Annotated in this window: 18 protein-coding genes; 14 read left to right on the top strand and 4 right to left on the bottom strand. The window is 45.5% G+C overall.

Features of this window, described 5'->3' with window-relative positions; genetic code table 11:
* The first annotated feature begins 33 nt into the window (after positions 1-33).
* The 7 genes from rlmN (at position 34) to spoVM (ending at position 6,259) form a co-directional block, all read left to right on the top strand.
* Positions 34-1,086: a dual-specificity RNA methyltransferase RlmN gene (rlmN, locus tag H580_RS0116330; RefSeq protein ID WP_028595731.1), complete on the top strand. Its 1,053-nt coding sequence runs from the start codon at positions 34-36 to the stop codon at positions 1,084-1,086.
* Positions 1,087-1,091: 5 nt separating this feature from the next.
* Positions 1,092-1,859: a Stp1/IreP family PP2C-type Ser/Thr phosphatase gene (locus tag H580_RS0116325; protein WP_028595730.1), complete on the top strand. Its 768-nt coding sequence runs from the start codon at positions 1,092-1,094 to the stop codon at positions 1,857-1,859.
* Positions 1,856-4,138 (top strand): Stk1 family PASTA domain-containing Ser/Thr kinase, encoded by a 2,283-nt coding sequence (gene pknB, locus H580_RS24570; protein ID WP_051217505.1) that lies wholly within the window; start codon positions 1,856-1,858, stop codon positions 4,136-4,138. The genes H580_RS0116325 and pknB overlap by 4 nt, the downstream gene beginning before the upstream one ends.
* 3 nt (positions 4,139-4,141) lie before the next feature.
* Positions 4,142-5,062 (top strand): ribosome small subunit-dependent GTPase A, encoded by a 921-nt coding sequence (gene rsgA, locus H580_RS0116315; RefSeq protein WP_028595729.1) that lies wholly within the window; start codon positions 4,142-4,144, stop codon positions 5,060-5,062.
* Between the two features lie 5 nt (positions 5,063-5,067).
* The gene (gene rpe / locus H580_RS0116310) at positions 5,068-5,730 is read left to right on the top strand and encodes a ribulose-phosphate 3-epimerase (RefSeq protein WP_028595728.1); all 663 of its coding nucleotides are present in this window, start codon (positions 5,068-5,070) and stop codon (positions 5,728-5,730) included.
* A gap of 24 nt (positions 5,731-5,754) precedes the next feature.
* A complete protein-coding gene (locus tag H580_RS0116305) occupies positions 5,755-6,015 on the top strand; it encodes a hypothetical protein (protein ID WP_036605372.1) in 261 nt (86 codons plus the stop codon).
* Between the two features lie 163 nt (positions 6,016-6,178).
* Entirely contained in the window at positions 6,179-6,259 is an 81-nt protein-coding gene (spoVM, locus tag H580_RS24565) for a stage V sporulation protein SpoVM (protein ID WP_018751565.1), read from the top strand.
* A gap of 206 nt (positions 6,260-6,465) precedes the next feature.
* On the opposite strand, the gene rpmB is transcribed toward spoVM, so the two are convergent.
* Positions 6,466-6,654, bottom strand: a complete 189-nt coding sequence (gene rpmB, locus H580_RS0116295; protein WP_028595726.1) for a 50S ribosomal protein L28 — start codon at positions 6,652-6,654, stop codon at positions 6,466-6,468.
* A gap of 202 nt (positions 6,655-6,856) precedes the next feature.
* Between rpmB and H580_RS0116290 the strand changes: the two genes are divergently transcribed.
* The 6 genes from H580_RS0116290 (at position 6,857) to H580_RS0116265 (ending at position 13,329) form a co-directional block, all read left to right on the top strand.
* Entirely contained in the window at positions 6,857-7,216 is a 360-nt protein-coding gene (locus H580_RS0116290; RefSeq protein WP_028595725.1) for an Asp23/Gls24 family envelope stress response protein, read from the top strand.
* Positions 7,217-7,270: 54 nt separating this feature from the next.
* Positions 7,271-8,992 (top strand): DAK2 domain-containing protein, encoded by a 1,722-nt coding sequence (locus tag H580_RS0116285; protein ID WP_036605477.1) that lies wholly within the window; start codon positions 7,271-7,273, stop codon positions 8,990-8,992.
* A 34-nt stretch (positions 8,993-9,026) separates the two neighbouring features.
* Complete coding sequence (locus tag H580_RS0116280) at positions 9,027-9,911, top strand: DegV family protein (RefSeq protein WP_028595723.1); 885 nt, start codon at positions 9,027-9,029, stop codon at positions 9,909-9,911.
* On the top strand, positions 9,908-11,956 hold the full coding sequence (gene recG / locus H580_RS0116275; RefSeq protein WP_028595722.1) for an ATP-dependent DNA helicase RecG: 2,049 nt from the start codon (positions 9,908-9,910) through the stop codon (positions 11,954-11,956). The genes H580_RS0116280 and recG overlap by 4 nt, the downstream gene beginning before the upstream one ends.
* Before the next feature lie 311 nt (positions 11,957-12,267).
* Entirely contained in the window at positions 12,268-12,555 is a 288-nt protein-coding gene (locus tag H580_RS0116270; protein ID WP_028595721.1) for a stage VI sporulation protein F, read from the top strand.
* 141 nt (positions 12,556-12,696) lie between these two features.
* A complete protein-coding gene (locus H580_RS0116265; RefSeq protein WP_028595720.1) occupies positions 12,697-13,329 on the top strand; it encodes a DUF1796 family putative cysteine peptidase in 633 nt (210 codons plus the stop codon).
* Here H580_RS0116265 and H580_RS0116260 read toward each other — a convergent pair.
* Positions 13,298-14,326 carry a serine hydrolase domain-containing protein gene (locus H580_RS0116260; protein ID WP_028595719.1) on the bottom strand — a complete coding sequence of 343 codons (1,029 nt, stop codon included), beginning with the start codon at positions 14,324-14,326 and terminating at the stop codon, positions 13,298-13,300. The two genes, H580_RS0116265 and H580_RS0116260, sit on opposite strands and share 32 nt — an antisense overlap.
* 154 nt (positions 14,327-14,480) lie before the next feature.
* Entirely contained in the window at positions 14,481-15,179 is a 699-nt protein-coding gene (locus H580_RS0116255) for an SOS response-associated peptidase (protein WP_028595718.1), read from the bottom strand.
* Positions 15,180-15,543: 364 nt separating this feature from the next.
* On the opposite strand from H580_RS0116255, the gene H580_RS24560 reads away from it, so the two are divergent.
* Entirely contained in the window at positions 15,544-16,776 is a 1,233-nt protein-coding gene (locus H580_RS24560) for a serine hydrolase domain-containing protein (protein WP_051217504.1), read from the top strand.
* Positions 16,777-16,934: 158 nt separating this feature from the next.
* On the opposite strand, the gene H580_RS0116245 is transcribed toward H580_RS24560, so the two are convergent.
* Complete coding sequence (locus H580_RS0116245; RefSeq protein WP_028595717.1) at positions 16,935-18,440, bottom strand: hypothetical protein; 1,506 nt, start codon at positions 18,438-18,440, stop codon at positions 16,935-16,937.
* Positions 18,441-18,603 lie beyond the last annotated feature (163 nt).

Below are 18,603 nucleotides of genomic sequence, written 5' to 3'. Positions count from 1 at the left end.
ATGACATAGAGAAAGCGCAGGGATAGATACCGAATGAAACCTTTTATATACGACTTAACGTTTGATCAATTGCAAGTTTGGCTTAAAGAAAATGGGGAGCCAGCATTTCGTGCTGGGCAGATTTTCGATTGGATTTATGTAAAGCGCGTTATGAGCTTTGAGGAAATGTCCAACTTGTCCAAAGGTTTACGTGAAAAGTTGATGGATAACTTCCAATTCGTTACGTTGAAAGAAATTACACATATGAAATCGTCTGACGGCACGATTAAGTTCTTGTTCGGCTTGCATGATGACAATGCGATTGAAACGGTTGTTATGAAACACAACTATGGCAACAGCGTATGTGTAACGACGCAAGTCGGCTGCCGTGTTGGTTGTACGTTCTGTGCTTCAACGCTTGGCGGTTTGAAGCGTAACCTGACAGGCGGAGAAATTGTTGCTCAGGTTGTTGCTGCTCAAAAAATACTGGATGAGACGAATGAGCGTGTCAGCAGTATCGTTATTATGGGAATTGGCGAGCCGTTCGAGAATTATGATGCTACAATGGTCTTCTTGCGCAATATGATTCATGAAAAAGGTCTTAATATCGGTCAGCGCCATATTACCGTATCTACCAGCGGTATCGTGCCGAGCATTTATAAATTTGCGGAAGAAAACACACAGATTAACCTTGCGATTTCCATCCATGCACCGAATGATAAGCTTCGTTCGAAGCTAATGCCGGTTAACCGTCGTTTCCCATTCGATGAAGTGATGAATTCGCTTAAATTTTATCAAGAAAAGACAGGTCGTCGCATAACATTCGAATATGCACTAATTGGTGGTGTCAACGACCAAGTTGAGCATGCAGAAGAGCTTGCAGATGTGCTTCAACGCATGGACATGCTAGCGCACGTCAATCTAATACCAGTTAACTATGTTCCTGAACGCAACTACGTTCGTACACCGCGCAATGACATCTTTAAGTTCCACAAAGCGTTGGTGGATAAAGGAATTAACGCGACGATTCGTCGTGAACAAGGGCATGATATTGCCGCTGCTTGCGGTCAATTGCGTTCGAAGCATATGGAATCCAATGCGAGGTGAATGAGATGAAGGCTGTGCACCGTTCTGATATTGGCAAAGTACGCGCAGTAAATGAAGATCGTGCTTATGCAGCGACGCTGCCTAACGGCTACACGCTCGTTATCGTCGCTGACGGCATGGGGGGACATCAAGCTGGTGATATTGCAAGTCGCTTGGCCGTCGAAACCGTTGTAAATGAGCTGAGACAGCTACCTTCTGAGTTAGATGAGAAGGATAGAGAAGATGCTTTGAAAAGTGCTATTTTTCGAGCAAATGATACGATTTATCATATTGCATCGCAAGATGAGAAGTACAACAACATGGGAACGACGATTGTCGCTGCGCTGCTTCTACAGGATGAAGGAACGGTTGCTCATATTGGGGACAGCCGTGCTTATATCATTAGCCCGGAACATATTCGGCAGCTCACCGATGACCATACACTCGTCAATGAATTACTGAAGTCAGGTCAAATTACGCAGGAAGAAGCGAATCATCATCCACGTCGCAATGTGCTTACCCGTGCGCTGGGCACGGACGCTCGTGTGCGCGTGGATGTAGCGCCACTTCGTGTGGAACAGGATGAAACACTGCTTCTTTGCAGCGATGGCTTAACGAATATGATTAGTACGAAAGAAATATGGTCGACCATCGTTGATCCGTCTTTACCGCTGGAAGTGATTGCAGATCGATTGATTGAACAGGCGGTAGAAGCTGGTGGAGATGATAACGTTACGGTGATTCTTGCCCAAGCTCAAGCAAGTGTTGCAGAGAAAGTGGGGTGGAACTCGTGATAGGAACTACATTAGCAGGTCGATATGAAATTATTGCTCGTGTTGGTGAGGGTGGCATGGCGCTTGTGTACAAAGCGCTGGATGTACTGCTGAATCGTTACGTAGCTGTGAAGGTGCTGCGTCAGCAATTCGTGCATGACGAGGAATTCGTTCGCCGCTTCCGACGCGAAGCACAATCGGCCGCATCATTATCCCATCCCAATGTCGTAAGCATTTATGATGTAGGACAAGAGGATGAAGTGCATTATATCGTCATGGAATGCATCGATGGCCAGAATTTAAACGAGATTATTAAAGAACGGGCTCCGCTTCAGTCAGAAGAAGCGATTCGCATTGCAACTCAAATTTGCGATGCGCTTGATCATGCCCATCACAATCATATTATTCATCGTGACATTAAACCGCATAACATTTTAATTGGTTCAAATGGTCGCGTGAAAGTAACCGACTTCGGTATTGCTAGAGCCGTAACGTCTTCGACGATTACACAAACAGGATCCGTAGTAGGCTCGGTACATTATTTTTCACCTGAGCATGCGAAAGGGATTTCAACAGGAGAGAAATCCGATCTGTACTCATTAGGTATCGTTCTGTATCAAATGCTGACAGGCAAACTTCCCTTCTTAGGTGAGAGCCCTATTAGCGTTGCGCTTAAGCATTTGCAGGAGCCATTTGAGGAGCCTCGTGAATTAAACCCGAGTATTCCGCAAAGTGTGGAGAACGTTATTTTAAAATCCATGCGTAAAAATCCGGATGAACGCTATCAATCCGCAGCGGAAATGATGCGTGATCTAGAAACGGCACTCCAGCCGGAACGTTTGCGTGAATCCAAAGTAAGATTCGTGTCTCCTAATACTCCCAATTATCATTACGGGGATCACGAAGAGACGCGCGTAATGCCGGCTATTCGTCTTCCTTATGAACAGGATGCTCTTCCGTCAGATACGCAAACGGGTGCGTCAGCAGGTAGATATGTGGAGACGAAAGGGTTTGATCATCAGTCAGAGCCACCGGTTGGTAGTTCTTCATCGACTGCCAATGCACGTCAGTCTTTGGCCCCTAGAGGGAGTATGCAGGAGGGAGCGGGAGCTGTACAATCTGTACCATCATCTTCCGCTGAACCAGTACAGAAAAAATGGGTAAAACCAACATTATGGATTACATTAACTTTGGTATTCCTTGCTATTATGATCGGTGTTGTATTTTATGTGAAAAGCCTGCTGGCTGTTGAAGAGATTAGCGTTCCTGAATTAGTGAACTTAACGGAATCTGAGGCGAAGGCAGAGCTGGAGAAGTTTAAGCTTGTGTTGGAAGATCCTATTATTCGCAAGCCGCAAGCGGGTGTTGCGAAAGGAATTGTATTCGAACAGAGTAAAGCGCCAGGAACGAAAGTGAAAGAAGGCGCCTCTATTAAAATATCGGTTAGTGAAGGCGAGCCTGACAAGCCGCTGCCGAATTTGATCGGTCAAACGTATGACGACGCAGTTAAGATGCTGCTTGATATGGGCTTTGACAGCAAGCGTGTTCACCGTAAACCTGTCTTTAGTGATGACGTGGCTGAAGATTCGGTAGTGTCTATGACACCGGGAGCTGGTGAAAATATCGATCCGCTCAAAGACTCAGTGACGTTAGAAGTGAGCAAAGGCAAGGAATCGTTCAAAATGCCAAACCTGGTCGGCTCTACGAAGGAAGAAGCCATTGCCAAAATAGAATCGCTTGGATTGAAGCTCAAGCAGCCTGAAGGCATTATTGAAGAAAAGAGCTATCTGCCGCAAGGGCAAGTCATTAAGCAGCTGCCTCATTATCCAAACGAGCCTGTGACAAAAGGAACAGAAGTAAGTATCTATGTAAGTTCTGGATATCCTGAAGACGCGGTGGAATACAGCCTCCAAATTCCGGTTCCTCCTAAGGAAGAAGGTAAACTGAGTACGATTGAAATCAAGTATACCGACGCACGTGGAGAGAATGTAAAATTGGAAAAAAGAAAGATCAGTACGACACAAATATTCAGTGTTGATCTTGTTGTAGATCCAAGGAAGGATGGAGTTGTATCCGTCGAACGAGATGGTGAATATTTGGGTGCTTATCCCGTAACTTATGTGGATGTGAAGCAAGGTACGGTGCCGATTCCTCAGATCCAGCCTTCAGCACCAACGGAGCCTACTGGGGGCAGCGAAAGTCCTCCTCCTAGCGAAGGGGAAAGTGGAAGCGAGGGTGAGTCCTCTGAGTCAGATAATGAAAATGCCCAGGATGGCGAACATGCGGGGCATGGAGGTTAAGTGATGCCAAAAGGTTTGATCGTGAAAGCGCTGAGCGGATATTACTATGTGCGCCCAGACGGTGAGTCGATGGATGCAGTCGTTCAATGCCGAGCGAGAGGCGTATTCAAGAAGAAGGGCATATCCCCCCTAGTGGGGGATCGTGTCAACTTTTCAATGACTGACAATGGGGAAGGTACAGTGGAAGGCATCGATGAGCGCCATAGTGAGCTTATCCGCCCTCCAATTGCCAATGTTAGTCTTGCCATATTAGCATTTTCGGTATTAGAGCCCGATCTGAATACGCAGCTGCTGGACAAGTTCTTAGTACATATTGAACATGCTGGACTTGATGCAGTCATTGTACTGACGAAATGGGATTTGATCTCGGATTTGCCTGATGAACAATTCAGCAAGCAAGAAGCGAAGTTGAAGGATGCGGTTGCGCTGTATCGTTCCATTGGCTACGATGTGATCGAAACAAGTTCAAAGACAGGTTGGGGCTATGATAAGCTCTCAGAGCTGCTGGCTGATGATATAAGCGTATTTGCCGGACAGTCTGGCGTGGGTAAATCATCGCTGCTTAATGCGATGTTCCCAGGGCTATCTCTAGAGACGAATGCGATCAGTCACCGATTGGGACGCGGTAAGCATACGACTCGGCACGTGGAACTTATTCCGTTGGCGACAGGGGAAGGTTACATTGCTGATACACCAGGATTTAGCCAACTGGACTTCTTGGAACTCGGTGTAGAGGAGCTTGCTAGCTGCTTCCGTGAGTTTCGCACCTATGCTGAATCATGCAAATTCCGTGGATGTACGCATACGCATGAGCCAGGCTGCCGTGTGAAGGTAGCATTGGAGGAAGGCGATATTTCGTCATCCCGCTACGAGCATTATCAGCTCTTTATGGAAGAAATGAAAGACAAAAAGCGGAGGTACTAACTAAGATGATACGTATTGCACCCTCTATTTTATCAGCAGATTTTGCACGTCTAGGGGAAGATGTGCTTGATGTCGAGCGCGGTGGCGCGGATTGGATTCATATCGATGCGATGGATGGCCGTTTTGTGCCTAACCTGACATTCGGTCCAATTGCGGTTCAAGCGATTCGTCCTTTGACGAAGTTGACGCTGGACGTTCATTTGATGATCGTAGAACCTGAGAAATATGTAGCAGACTTCGCGAAGGCGGGAGCAGATATTATTACCGTGCATGCGGAAGCATGTTCACATTTGCACCGTGTCATTTATCAGATTAAAGAGTCCGGTGCTAAGGCTGGAGTAGCGATTAATCCGCATACTTCTCTTGCAGCTATCGAAGAAGTCATTCCAGATCTGGATTTGGCGCTTGTTATGACCGTAAATCCGGGCTTTGGCGGGCAGAAGTTTATTTCCAATACATTAGATAAAATTCGCCGTCTACGCAGTCTAGCAGATGCTAAAGGCAATCATGCTATGCACATCCAAGTGGATGGTGGCGTTAGCACAGAAACAGCTAGAGCGGTAGCAGAGGCAGGAGCAGACGTGCTTGTAGCAGGAAGTGCTGTATATGGTCAATCTGATCGCGGAGCTGCGATTGCAGCAATCCGCCGTGCAGCTGAAGGTAAGTAATGACCAATTAAAGGGGGAGAGGGCTTGAACTGGCGGCAAGCTTTAACATTGGGAGCAACGAGCTTTCTTTGTGGGTCATTAATTGGATGGTATGCGTTTATTCCATTCCCGTATAATTTAATCGCTTCGCTAGGTGCTTTTTTCGTAGGTGTGTGGTTCTTCCGCAAGTTTGAAACGAGAGGCATGCGCATTACGTTTGTTGTGCTGTCTATCTTTTATTTATTCGCATTTCTCGTCTTAATGGCCATGGTAGAATACACAAAAAAGCTGCCTATTAATGCTTAATTTGATGGTTATGATTTATTTGAAAGGGTAGACAAGCATACGAGGGAAACCGACAGCATATGATGGTTACATGAGGAATGGTCTCATGTAACCTTTTTTTGTGGCTATGATAGTGAGCTCACTGTTTAGGGATAACTGAGAATTGCGAGGAGGGTGGAAATGGATGAAGTTTTATACATTTAAGCTGCCGAAGTTTTTGGGGGGATTCGTCAAAGCCATTTTAAACACGTTTCATAAAAATTGATGCTCCAGGCGGCCATATGGCGAACTCCGTTGTCATTCCATCCAACTTGATTGTAATCTAGTTCGTACGGGGCGGAAACGTGTTGTCTAGTGAAGTGGCTGCTTATAGGGCGTGCTAAGCTCTAGCTGCAGCAAGGGGGTAGTGAGTAAGTGAATAGAGAAAAAGCACCTGGAAGACCAGGTGCTTTTTGTATATGGTGCATGGTATTAGACGCGAGTCAATTTACCTGCTTTCAAAGCACGTGTACTCACGTAAACACGTTTAGGTTTACCATCAACCAAGATGCGAACCTTCTGCACGTTTACTCCCCAAGAGCGGCGAGTTTTATTGTTCGCGTGAGAACGGTTGTTACCGGAGCCTGCTTTCTTCCCCGTAATAAAACATTTGCGAGCCATGCTTAACACCTCCTTTATCCCCAAAAAGCAACCAATGCATACGTTCATTTGCTCAATTCAAATACTCCAATATCATACCATAGGCGGATTTGGCTCGTCAACTGAAACGAAAACTTTATATATTTGGGTTGTTTATTTCTTTTTTCTATTATAGTACAATAATGATTAGTCCATAATACTCAAAAAAAGGAGTGAACCAACCATGGCCATCGAACTCGGATTGGAACTAGGGAAAGTAAACATCTCCGAAGAAGTCGTCGCGGTTATTGCAGGTTCGGCGGCGATGGAGGTCTACGGTCTCGTGGGCATGGCTTCACGCAAGCAACTGAAGGACGGCATTGCAGAACTGCTAGGACGTGAGAATTTGTCACGCGGTGTCGAAGTTCGCCGCGAACACAATCATGTGCATATAGATTTGTACATTGTCGTAAGTTACGGTACGAAGATTTCCGAAGTAGCGCACAACATTCAACTTAAAGTAAAGTATGTGTTGAACGAGGTAGTCGGGCTTCAGGTTGATCAAGTTAACATCTTTGTGCAGGACGTGCGTGTACTAAGCTAGGAAGGGGAATATTCGTTGAACATTCGTTCATTAAATGGAACACATTTTTCCAATATGGTGCTAAGCGGAGCTGAGTCATTGAACCGCCATGCTGAATACGTTAACGCACTTAACGTATTTCCGGTGCCGGACGGTGATACAGGTACGAACATGAACCTGACGATGACTGCTGGAGTTACGGAGATGAAAGGCAAATTGTCCCCATCTATCTCCAAGACTGCAGAGGTGTTGTCTAAAGGTCTATTGATGGGTGCACGAGGAAACTCAGGCGTTATTCTATCGCAGTTATTCCGCGGATTCAGCCGTGGAGTAGCAGGTATGGATGAGATTAACGCTGTTCAGTTTGCACATGCACTTCAAGCAGGTGTTGATACTGCTTATAAGGCGGTTGTTAAGCCTGTTGAAGGTACGATTCTTACCGTTGCCAAAGAGGCAGCGAAGCATGCGGTACATATTGCGCGCCGCACACCAGACGTTGCCGACCTGATGCGTGAGGTATTGGCAAAGGCGAATGAAGCCCTTGCTAAGACGCCTGATCTTCTTCCTGTCCTTAAGCAGGTTGGAGTTGTAGACTCTGGCGGTCAAGGTCTTGTTTATATTTATGAAGGATTTATGAGTGCTATTGAGGAGTTCAGTGGATCCGATGTTGCTTCTGTAACTTCTGCTGTTGCAACACCTGCAGCACCAGATCTATCTGTACTTGAGAAGCTGAAGGCAGCGGACAAGCATACTTCTGCGCAAGCAAAGCTGGATACAGAAGATATCGAATTCTTGTACGATATGGAATTCTTTATTGATCTTTCTCGTTCTACGGGACGTCCTTTCCAAGAGGATGTGTATGAGCAAGCGCTAGCGAAGAATGGTGACTCAATTATCATTATCCAAGATGATGAGATTGTGAAGGTCCATGTGCATTCTCGCAAACCAGGTGAAGTGCTGGACCTTTCTATGCAGTACGGAGAACTGATCCGCATTCATATTTTGAACATGCGAGAGCAGCATCGCGAATTGCTTGAACATGAGGGCGAATTGTCTGCAATGCCGGATGTATTCGCTGATATGCCTGTTCATGAAAACGCAGCTGATGTTGTTATGGCTGAACCGCCAGCAGATGAGATTGCTGCATACGGGTTTATCGCTGTTGCGATGGGTCAAGGTGTTACGGATATCTTCAGCAGCTTGGGTATAGATATTGTATTGTCCGGTGGACAAACGATGAATCCGAGCACGCAAGATTTTGTGGAAGCGATCAATAACATCTCTGCACAGCATATCTTCATTTTGCCGAACAACTCGAACATCATTATGGCAGCGAAACAAGCTGCTGAGATCGTTGAGCGAGAAGTAACGGTATTGGAAACGAAGACGATTCCGCAAGGAATTTCGGCTGCATTTGCTTTCCAAGAAGAAGAAAGTGTAGAAACGAACATCCAAGTAATGAAGGATGCAATTGCACATGTAAAATCAGGTCAATTGACATACGCAGTACGTGATACGACATTCGATGATTTGGAGATTAAAGCTGGTAACTTCATCGGTATTTCTGGTGGTAAGATTGTAGCTACGACAGAGGACTTGACAGAAACGTGTCAACAGCTTCTTCTCAAGATGATGGAAGACGGTGGCGAAATCATTACCTTGCTTACGGGTGAAGATGCGAAGGAAGAAGATACAGCGAAGCTGGTAGAATGGCTTGAAGAGCATTACCCGGATGCTGAGGTTGAAGTTCATGAAGGTGGACAACCGATTTACTCCTATTTAATCTCGATCGAATAGAATCTGGTTATAAGCATCGGAAGGGAGTCAAAACATGGCCAACGTACGTATAGTTACGGACAGTACAGCGGACATTCCCCAGGAATTAAGGGAGCGTTACAACATTGAGATGGTTCCGCTGAAAGTGCATTTCGGCAATGAAATGTATCAAGATGCAGTAACGATTAGCCCAGACCAATTCTATGAAAAATTAGCTAACGCTTCGAAGCTGCCAACGACATCACAACCTTCTCCGGTTGAGTTTTTGGAAGTTTACAAGCGTCTTGAGGCACAGTCACCAGATTGTGCGATCATTTCTATTCATCTCTCCGCAGCGATGAGTGGAACGTACCAGTCAGCACTGCTTGCGAGCAGTATGCTGGAAGAAGAGCAAGTGGATGTAACGGTCATTGACTCGAAGTCCGCTTCGTTCGGTATTGGGGTCTATGTCTTAGAAGCTGCTAAGCTAGCTCAAGCTGGATACGATAAGGATGCTATTTTAGCTCGAATTGCTCAATTGCAGCAGGAGCAGAAGCTTTACTTCCTTGTAGATACACTTGAGTATCTACAAAAGGGCGGTCGCATAGCGAAAGCTTCTGCTATGCTCGGAACGCTGCTTAATATTAAGCCGATCTTGTCGATCGACAAGGAAGGCGAAGTCTATGCAGTTGAGAAAGTACGCGGGCAGAAGCGGTTGCTTCAGCGTGTGTTGGAGATGTACAAAGAGCATTTTGGTGATCAACCTGTAGATGTTGGGGTTGGTTACTCCACGGAGAAATCTACAGCCGATACGGTTGTTGCAGAATTGAAGTCTCAATTCGACGTACAATCTGTTCAATATACTCGTATTGGTGCCGTTATCGGCACGCATGTTGGACATGGAACGGTTGCGGTGTTCGTTCGCCCAGCTAGTCCAGATCCAGATCCATTGAATTCATGATTGATTATACGGTTATTCCGGTAACACAGATTAAAGGCGTGAGCGCTTTGAAACAACAAGAGCTTCACGCCTTTGGCATTTCTACCGTGGCTGATTTGCTCTTGTACTTTCCATTTCGTTATGATGATTTTCGAGTACGCCAGCTTAGTGAAGTCAAAGATGGCGATAAAATTACAGTTGAAGGTCGTATCGTAAGTGAGCCAGTGATGCAGCGATTTGGCAAGAAGTCTCGCTTGTCCTGTCGTGTGATGATCGAAAGCTGGCTCGTAACGGCGACTTGGTTCAATCGTCCTTATTTACGTGAACAGCTAACGCAAGGACGAGATATTGTATTGACTGGGAAGTGGGATCAGCGCCGATTGCAATTAACGGTGTCCACTTCGGAGTTCCCCGGTCAAGGTACACAGCGTCGAGACACGTTCCAACCGGTGTATTCGGTTGGAGGAAAGATTACGCAGACGTGGATGCGCAAGACGATGGCACAGGCATTTGTTCAGTTTGGCGAGACAATCCCAGAGATTATGCCTGCTTCGTTTATGCAGCGTTACAAATTGATGCCGCGGAAGCAAGCCATTCAAGCGATGCATCAGCCTGATAATGTGGAGATTGGCAAGCAGGCTCGACGACGTATGGTCTATGAGGAGCTGCTGTTGTTCCAGCTTAAGCTGCATATGTTCCGTGCGATAACACGCGAACGAGCAGACGGAGTTGTGCATGACGCTTCTAACGCTACCGTTCGTGAGTTTGTCCGCAGTCTTCCATTTGAATTGACAGAAGCGCAGAAGAAGGCTGTGACGGATATTCTCAGTGATATGCGTTCTCCGTTGTGTATGAATCGACTGCTGCAAGGGGACGTTGGCTCTGGTAAAACGGTCGTTGCTGCCGTTTCTTTGTATGCTGCTGTTCGCAGCGGCTATCAAGGAGCCTTAATGGTACCTACTGAAATATTGGCGGAGCAGCATATGCGCTCTTTGACGAAGCTATTTGGACCGCACGGTATTGAAGTAGGTCTGTTAACAGGAAGTTTAACGGCACGTAAGCGACGCGATGTACTGAGTGCCCTGCAAATGGGTACGGTACACATTGTCGTTGGCACGCATGCACTTATCCAAGATGATGTCCATTTCCGCAATCTGGGCTTGGTCGTTACGGATGAGCAGCATCGTTTCGGTGTGAATCAACGCAGCGTACTGCGCCATAAAGGCTATAATCCAGATGTGCTGCTCATGACGGCGACGCCAATCCCTCGCACACTTGCTATTACGGCATTTGGCGATATGGATGTTTCTTCGATTAAGGAGCGTCCTGCTGGGCGCAAACCGATTAAAACGTACTGGGTCAAGCATGAGATGCTGGACCGAGTGCTTGGATTTATCCGTCGTGAAGTGACGGCTGGACGCCAAGCGTATATCATTACACCATTAATCGAAGAGTCGGACAAGCTGGATGTACAGAATGCCATCGATGTGCATGTACAGATGCAGCAGGCATTTCCTGATCTTAAGGTGGGATTGCTGCACGGTCGTATGAATGCAGCAGAGAAGGACGAAGCGATGAGGCTGTTCAGTGCGAACGAAACACATGTGCTCGTCTCGACGACGGTTATCGAGGTTGGTGTCGATGTACCAAATTCGACTTTGATGATCGTGATGGATGCCGAGCGATTCGGCTTGTCCCAGCTGCATCAGCTGCGGGGGCGGGTAGGTCGTGGCGCACATCAATCGTACTGTGTGCTCATTGCCGATCCGAAGTCTGAGGTTGGTCAAGAACGGATGCGCATAATGACGGAGACAGAAGATGGCTTCGAGCTGTCTGAGCGGGATTTGGAGCTTCGAGGGCCTGGTGACTTCTTCGGTACGAAACAGAGCGGCATGCCAGATTTCAAAGTTGCGGACATGTCTAGTGACTTTGCTGTATTGGAGCAAGCTCGTGATGATGCGGCGGAGCTCATTCGTTCCGAGGATTTCTGGACTTCTCAGGAATATCAATTGCTGCGTGATGCCGTACAGCAGGAGCAGTTATTCCAGGGCGAACAATTGGATTAATGGGCTTAACACCAAAGGTTTAACAATCAAAGCTGTGCTTCTTTCATGCTTGCATGAGAGGGCATAGCTTTTTTGTTATTTGTTTATGGCGTTCTATATATGGATTGCATTGATTAGCTTGTAGCAAGACCATCGTAGAGCATAGATGGACATAGAACAATATGGATGATGCACAATCCAGATGCAATACTGAGCACAGTAGACGAGCCTATTTGCATACAATGTAACAATGGTTATTGCTTCTATGCCATGTCGCCTGTAGACCTCATATACAAGCGGACAATATACTATGCTGGAGGTGTAGCGGTCACGTGAGTTATCAAAAGTACGGTATCAGCCCACAGCTCGTTCAACGAGTGAAGGACAAGACACGTAATCCGGTTGTGAAAGATCGCCTTAAGCAATTATTTCAAGGTGTTACAAAAGCAGATTTGCAACATACAGCAACGGTTCGGAAGCTGCTGCGCCAAGGTGCAAAAATTGTGAATGAGCCTTTATCTGCAACACAGGAAGAACAATTTGTACAGTTTATTATTGCGCAAAAAATTGACCCGAATAACACGCTTCATCTGCTCAAACTGTGGACGATGTTCCGTTAATTATGTGTAACGCTTGTGTGTATCAACATAACTTCAGTCAAGAACATGTTTAAGAGCCAAGATGGGTAATCTTGGCTCTTTTTGTGCACAAGCTGATTCCAACTGTTACGCATACATTGTAGGAAGAGGAGGGACAACTAGGTGAGATTAGATCAGATTCGAGGGGTTTATGACGGTGTATTTAGCTTAGGAAGCAAGTGTTTAGGGGCTATTCAGTTGAGAGAACATGGGTTGCGCCCTTGCAGTGGCGTGTTGGATTGGATGCTGTCGCCATCACTGCCGCATGTATGCAAGTTACTTGAGCTGAGGTTTCAAAACTTTATGTCTCCTTCAAATTTGACGTTTGTTAAACAAGATTCTGGTGAACAACTGCTGTATGACTTGAACTATAAAGTTACGTTAGTGCATGATTTGGCTTTAGATTGGAGTACTATGAAACATGATCTCAATGCTTACCCTGTGTTCCACGAGAAACTCATTCGGAGAATTACTCGATTCCTCCATATTTGTGACTCCGGATATCGTCTATTGTTTGTGCGTTTGCATGGTACGATGGACGAGGTTCAGCAATTAGAATCCGTCCTGTCTCATCTCGTTCGTGGGAATTTTCATATTTTGCTCATTAATAACGGAGAAAAATATGAAATGGTTGAAGAACCATGCTCACTTGAACGAGTATGTGCAATCCGTATGCCTTTGGAGGTTGAGATAAAGCCATTATGGGATGAAGTTCTGCGAGGCATTATTCTTTCCAATGCAATAAAATTTCATTGAGGTTAGCATACACGGCTGCATCGTTAAATGGCGGCATATTGCTTAGTATCGTGCCCGCTATTTCTTGCTCAGGGTCAATCCAGAACATACAACCTGTAAAGCCAGTATGTCCAACTACAGCAGGAGAATGGCTTTTTGAGAAGAAAGGGAAGAGGGCAACGTCTCCTTTTTTGAAAAATACAGAAGTATGTGCATGTGGTTGTTTGAATGCTTCATTGCCCAGTGCTCGATCGATAAGTGATTGGGATAAAGGGGTCTTTCCATATGGATTCAATAAAGCTTGAGCAAGCTTAAGTAAATCATGCGTAGTTGAGTACAGGTTGCTGTCGCCGGTTATCCGGAGACGATCATACCGTAAATCTCCTTCTTCTAGATACAATGTGCATGGGAGCACATAGGTTCTAGGTTTGAACCTTCTCATGTCATAGGTGGTATGCTTCATATTTAACGGTTGAAATAGCTCGCGATGAGCAATTCGCTCAATCTTTTGTCCACTTACTTTTTCGATAATTTGCATGAGAAAAAAATGGCTGTGCGGAAAGTAGCAGGTCCTTGTGCCAGGCTCGTATTTCCGCTGCAGCAAAGGCCCCAGTTGAGCTGCAAACTTCACCATACTCTCATTCCATTTGGGCCATAGTACAGTTTGTATGGTTTCATATCCCCCTGAATGAGTCATCATTTGCTCAATCGTTACATCATCGTGAGGGAAAGTCGGCAAATAGTCGACAATCTTGTCCTGTACGGATAGTAGGTTGCGTTCTTCCATACGCAGCATAACTAGGGAAGTGATTACTTTCGTAATTGAACCGATATTGAAAGGGGTGCTGGGTGTAATATCTCGCCATGAACGTACGGATGCATAGGTACCCTTTATATATTGATAAGCAATGCGGTTATGTTTCCACAACGCAACAGACAAGCAGGCAGGGCTGCCCTCAGGGACAAGCTGTGCTAAAAGATCGTCAATGTCTTTAGTTGTAAAGCCGTTATGTCTCATCTCTCTTTCCTCCTTGTGAATAGGCAGGATGTCCTGCGAACTCACTACTAACAATGTATGCTTGTCAGGGATGTTGGATAACGGCTTGATGACGGGTAAAAGGTACAATTTATACGGTCTTAACAGACAATAAGACAAGACAGTATGAACAGAGCTAAAACAGCATTGGCGGAGTTTCAGTTGGTTCGATGCACGCTGGTGAATCATTGCTTACATTTCCGACCATAGAATCGACAGGGTACATAGTCAGCCATTCATTCGGACAAGGGGCTAGCAGCGATTGAAGCTGCTGGACATCGGTTTCATTTCGCTCCAGCCATAGTGGCAGCTGCTGCTCGCTTAAAATGACGGGCATGCGATCATGAACCTCTTCCATCACTCGATTCGGTGTCGTTGTAACAATGGTACAGGTGCTAATACGCTTGCCTTGCTCATCCTGCCATGTATCGTATAAACCAGCTAAATGCAGCAGCCCTCCATCACGTGGTACGATACGCATCGGCTGCTTGTCATTGTTGGTGACTCGTTTCCACTCGTAGAAGCCGTCAGCAGGGATGATACAGCGTTTACGTTGAAAAGGAATGCGAAAGGCAGGCTTGTCTGTAAGCGTCTCCGCACGAGCATTAATGGTGCGCCAGCTCATCTTATCATCTTTGGCCCACGAAGGGACGAGTCCCCAACGCAAAGGACCTAGTCGCAGCTTGCTTCCGTCATGAATAATGGCGGGTACCATTTGTCCTGGGGCAATATTGTATCGCGGTTCATGCAAGGGAGGGAGTCCGATATCCCGTTCAAGCTTATAGTAGGCAAGTAGTTCCTCCCACGTCACGGTTAATGTATAGCGTCCGCACATGATGCTTCCCTCCTTGTAAGTAGTATAGATTGTTGGAGTACTCGTGTTATTTTCTAAGTACAAGTTGAAAAAAGCCACCAACCCGGTAAATGTTTGTACCCCTACAAACGAACCGAAAGGTGGCGACTCTATAAAAAAGTCTACCACTATCCCATTCGTCCTACAATCTATTCTGACAGTTGAAGAAGTTAAATATGTTGTGAACGGGTTGTTGTTCGTTGTTCCATCCTTATTGCTCATGTCATATGACAGTGTGTCATACCTAGTGATGACAGTTCGTCGCTATGCAATATGACACGCTGAAGCTTAATCTAAGGGCGTACTGAGGCACGAATATAATATTAGCGATTGAGGAGAAGTGACTATGAATACGAAAAAAATGCTGATGCTTAGTTTGGCAGTTATGATGACAGGGACAACGCTTTTGTATGCGAATGGAGGGGTTTCCGCAGCCCTTGCTGACCAGTCTAATCGTACAATGGTTGCGAAAAAGCATACTACTGAAATATCTGCGACATCCAAGCAAAATCAAGCTGCAATCAAGAAGCTGATGGATGGTGCAATCAAGCAAGGAGTACCGGGCATGATCATCCAAACGCAGCATGATGGAGTGAAGTGGGAATATGCAACGGGGAAGAGCAGTATCGTTGCAAACGACAAGATGCAGCCCAACTTTCATTTTCGCATTGGGAGTATAACGAAGACGTTCACCGCTACAGTTGTACTGCAATTAGTAGGGGAAGGCAAACTGAGCTTGGATGACTCGATTGAAAAGTGGCTCCCTGGTGTGGTACAAGGCAATGGCTACGACAGCAATAAGATCACTGTTCGCCAATTGCTTAATCATACGAGTGGCATTGCCGACTACACGAATGCTGAGCACTTTATGAAGAGAAGTTTTGAACAACCTTTTAAGAGCTATTCGGATGTTGAGCATGTAGAATCCGGGTTGAAGCAGAAGCCTTTATTTGAACCGGGGACGAAATTCAGCTATTCCAATACCAACTACGTGCTAGCCGGTTTAATTATTGAAAAAGTAACCGGTGACACATACGCGGAGCAAATTACAGAACGATTGATTAAACCGCTCGGTTTGAAGAACACTTTGGTTCCAGGTACTTCATCTAAGCTGCCAAAACCTCATGCTAGAAATTACTATAGTACGGGCGATAAGAAGCTCCGAGACATTACGGAACTAAATCCAGCCATTGCTGGTGCTTCGGGTGAAATGATATCGACAGCCGGTGATTTAAACCGTTTCTTCACCAAGCTGCTAGCTGGCGATTTACTGAAGCCTAAACAGATGAAGGAAATGCTTGACACTGTGGAAGCAGCACCGGGCATGCGCTACGGTCTGGGCATTAAGGAGATAAAGTTATCAAATGGAACCACAGTGTGGGGACATAGTGGAGGAATTCACGGTACCGTATCCCATACGGTAGGTACTTTAGGTGGGAAGAAGATGTTAACCATTAGCAATAATTATTTTACTGCTGGACAATTGACACATGGATTAGAAGTGATTTCAAAATTACATGCTCAAATACCTTCGTTAGTGTTTGATTCATCTAAAAATAAGAAAACTTCACAGAAATGAATGAGCCCATCATAGCCATTCCTGTTTTCCGTGTCAAATGTGCGCAAGCAAAGCAGAGAGTCGATTAGATTCGGCTCTCTGTTCTGTAGCATTGAAGTACGTGGAGTAGGATCGTCAAGTCGCAAGTGTGGCTGGGATTTCTTTCGTCCAAGTATTAATTATGGCAGCACGATAAAGGCTTCGCGTCCATCATACTTCACTGTTTTCACCTTAACTGTACCTTTCAAGCCGTTTTGATCAAAGGTAAGGATGTCTCCGGTTCGTACATATTCGCCCGTGTGCAAAGGAGTAATCAAATAGTCTCCTTTTTCATTTTCTTCTCCAGAGTACATTCTCAGCATCGCTCGCTTAGTCAGCTCCAGCTTTCCAGCACTCGTTGTGTAGTTGTTGGACATATCCATAATAACCGTGCCTTGTTCGTAACCCTTTAATGTAATAAACCCAGTTGTGCTAAATGTGGTGCCCTTTACAGTCCGTGGAATCAATAATATCGGTATTTTCTTGTCATCCAGTCCTTTTTTCAGCGGGTCCAGTGCAACGGCACGTTTTGCGTTTAAATTTGCAATTGTGGTCTCCAGCCCAGTTTTAATCTGTTCATCGAATGGTTGCGCTACTGGTGTAATACGGTTCAAAAGTAGATCAATGGGAGAGTTGCCCTCTGATGCTGACTTCTTCCAGTCTTTATTTAGGGTATCCAATAACAATGCTGACAAGCTGCCAATAATATAGGATTCCGTATCAAAGGTAATAAATTCGTTTGTCTTAATATCTGTATACTGCTTGGATAAATAATGGCGTATTTGCTCCGTTGGCGCACTTCCTTTAAATGCTCCATACATGTCAGCCATTTTGTCAATATACATGGCAGTGCCTTCTGTAAGATCAAACTCTACACTTTGCTTGTATTCAGCCGGATTGTCCTGTTTATACTGCTCATTCCAATGAGCAGCATGCCCGAGATGCTTGTCGGCTTGCGCAGGTTCTGAATAGGCTTTGTACAAGGCTTGGAATAGCATAGCTCGTTGGATTCGCGGCTTAGCATCGGCTGGATAGACGGATGAACGAGAACGGTAATTAACGTTATCTTTTAAATTCCAAGACGGTTGATCGTAAAAATGAAACATTTCATGGGTAGTCGTCATAAAGCTTGCTGGTGTACTTGTATAAGGCTCGAATCGCTCTTGTAGTGGTGTATCCTTATCAACAAAAATAGCAGAGGCTTGCTTGCCATTCCAGTCTAACCTCTCATACTGGCCATCAAAATACACTTCAAGCGGTAATCTTGGATCGGATGGATCGACAAGCTTATAGCCTTCCGTCGTAATTTCATACGTTTGCTCACCATTGGTGAGGAGCATAACACGGAATTGAAATTGAAGACCTGGCCACAGCCTGTCCAAAGCTGGCCAAGCGTAGTGTGCTGCTTGATACGCTTGTTGTGCTTCATATTCAAGCAATTCAGCGGCTGTCGTTGGCTGTTTCGCAGTTAGATGGTTCATAGGCGAAGAAGCCACAGCAGAGATGTTTGTAGACAAAGTTGCAGGCGGCGTTACATGAGCCGTATACGCTGAACCAATTGATATCGGTATCATCGAAAATAATAAGCAGGCCGTTGTTAAGCCGCAAACTAAGCGTTTGTAAGGAGCTAGTGTTTTCATGTGCATCAGTTTACCTCCCAATATTTAACTGTAAACTCCTTTAGTATACTACAAGGCGAAAGCGTCTTGTGATCTATATTCCTTTACATGAAAATTGTACTGATCATTTTTACTTATATGCCGTATATATAGTCCAATTAAACATTACCAGCAATTCACTAGCATAAAG

The sequence above is a fragment of the Paenibacillus assamensis DSM 18201 genome, from assembly GCF_000422445.1.
Taxonomy (GTDB): domain Bacteria; phylum Bacillota; class Bacilli; order Paenibacillales; family Paenibacillaceae; genus Paenibacillus_B; species Paenibacillus_B assamensis.
This window is presented reverse-complemented; position numbering and strand designations above follow the sequence as displayed.

Bases quoted from the DNA above. Each gene is read 5' to 3' on its own strand.
- H580_RS0116325 (WP_028595730.1), top strand. From the start codon at position 1,092: ATGAAGGCTGTGCACCGTTCTGATATTGGCAAAGTACGCGCAGTAAAT.
- rpe (WP_028595728.1), top strand. From the start codon at position 5,068: ATGATACGTATTGCACCCTCTATTTTATCAGCAGATTTTGCACGTCTA.
- H580_RS24560 (WP_051217504.1), top strand. From the start codon at position 15,544: ATGAATACGAAAAAAATGCTGATGCTTAGTTTGGCAGTTATGATGACA.
- H580_RS0116245 (WP_028595717.1), bottom strand. From the start codon at position 18,440: ATGCACATGAAAACACTAGCTCCTTACAAACGCTTAGTTTGCGGCTTA.
- H580_RS0116255 (WP_028595718.1), bottom strand. From the start codon at position 15,179: ATGTGCGGACGCTATACATTAACCGTGACGTGGGAGGAACTACTTGCC.
- H580_RS0116260 (WP_028595719.1), bottom strand. From the start codon at position 14,326: ATGAGACATAACGGCTTTACAACTAAAGACATTGACGATCTTTTAGCA.
- H580_RS0116290 (WP_028595725.1), top strand. From the start codon at position 6,857: ATGGCCATCGAACTCGGATTGGAACTAGGGAAAGTAAACATCTCCGAA.
- rsgA (WP_028595729.1), top strand. From the start codon at position 4,142: ATGCCAAAAGGTTTGATCGTGAAAGCGCTGAGCGGATATTACTATGTG.
- rpmB (WP_028595726.1), bottom strand. From the start codon at position 6,654: ATGGCTCGCAAATGTTTTATTACGGGGAAGAAAGCAGGCTCCGGTAAC.
- H580_RS0116285 (WP_036605477.1), top strand. From the start codon at position 7,271: ATGGTGCTAAGCGGAGCTGAGTCATTGAACCGCCATGCTGAATACGTT.
- recG (WP_028595722.1), top strand. From the start codon at position 9,908: ATGATTGATTATACGGTTATTCCGGTAACACAGATTAAAGGCGTGAGC.
- H580_RS0116280 (WP_028595723.1), top strand. From the start codon at position 9,027: ATGGCCAACGTACGTATAGTTACGGACAGTACAGCGGACATTCCCCAG.
- rlmN (WP_028595731.1), top strand. From the start codon at position 34: ATGAAACCTTTTATATACGACTTAACGTTTGATCAATTGCAAGTTTGG.
- spoVM (WP_018751565.1), top strand. From the start codon at position 6,179: ATGAAGTTTTATACATTTAAGCTGCCGAAGTTTTTGGGGGGATTCGTC.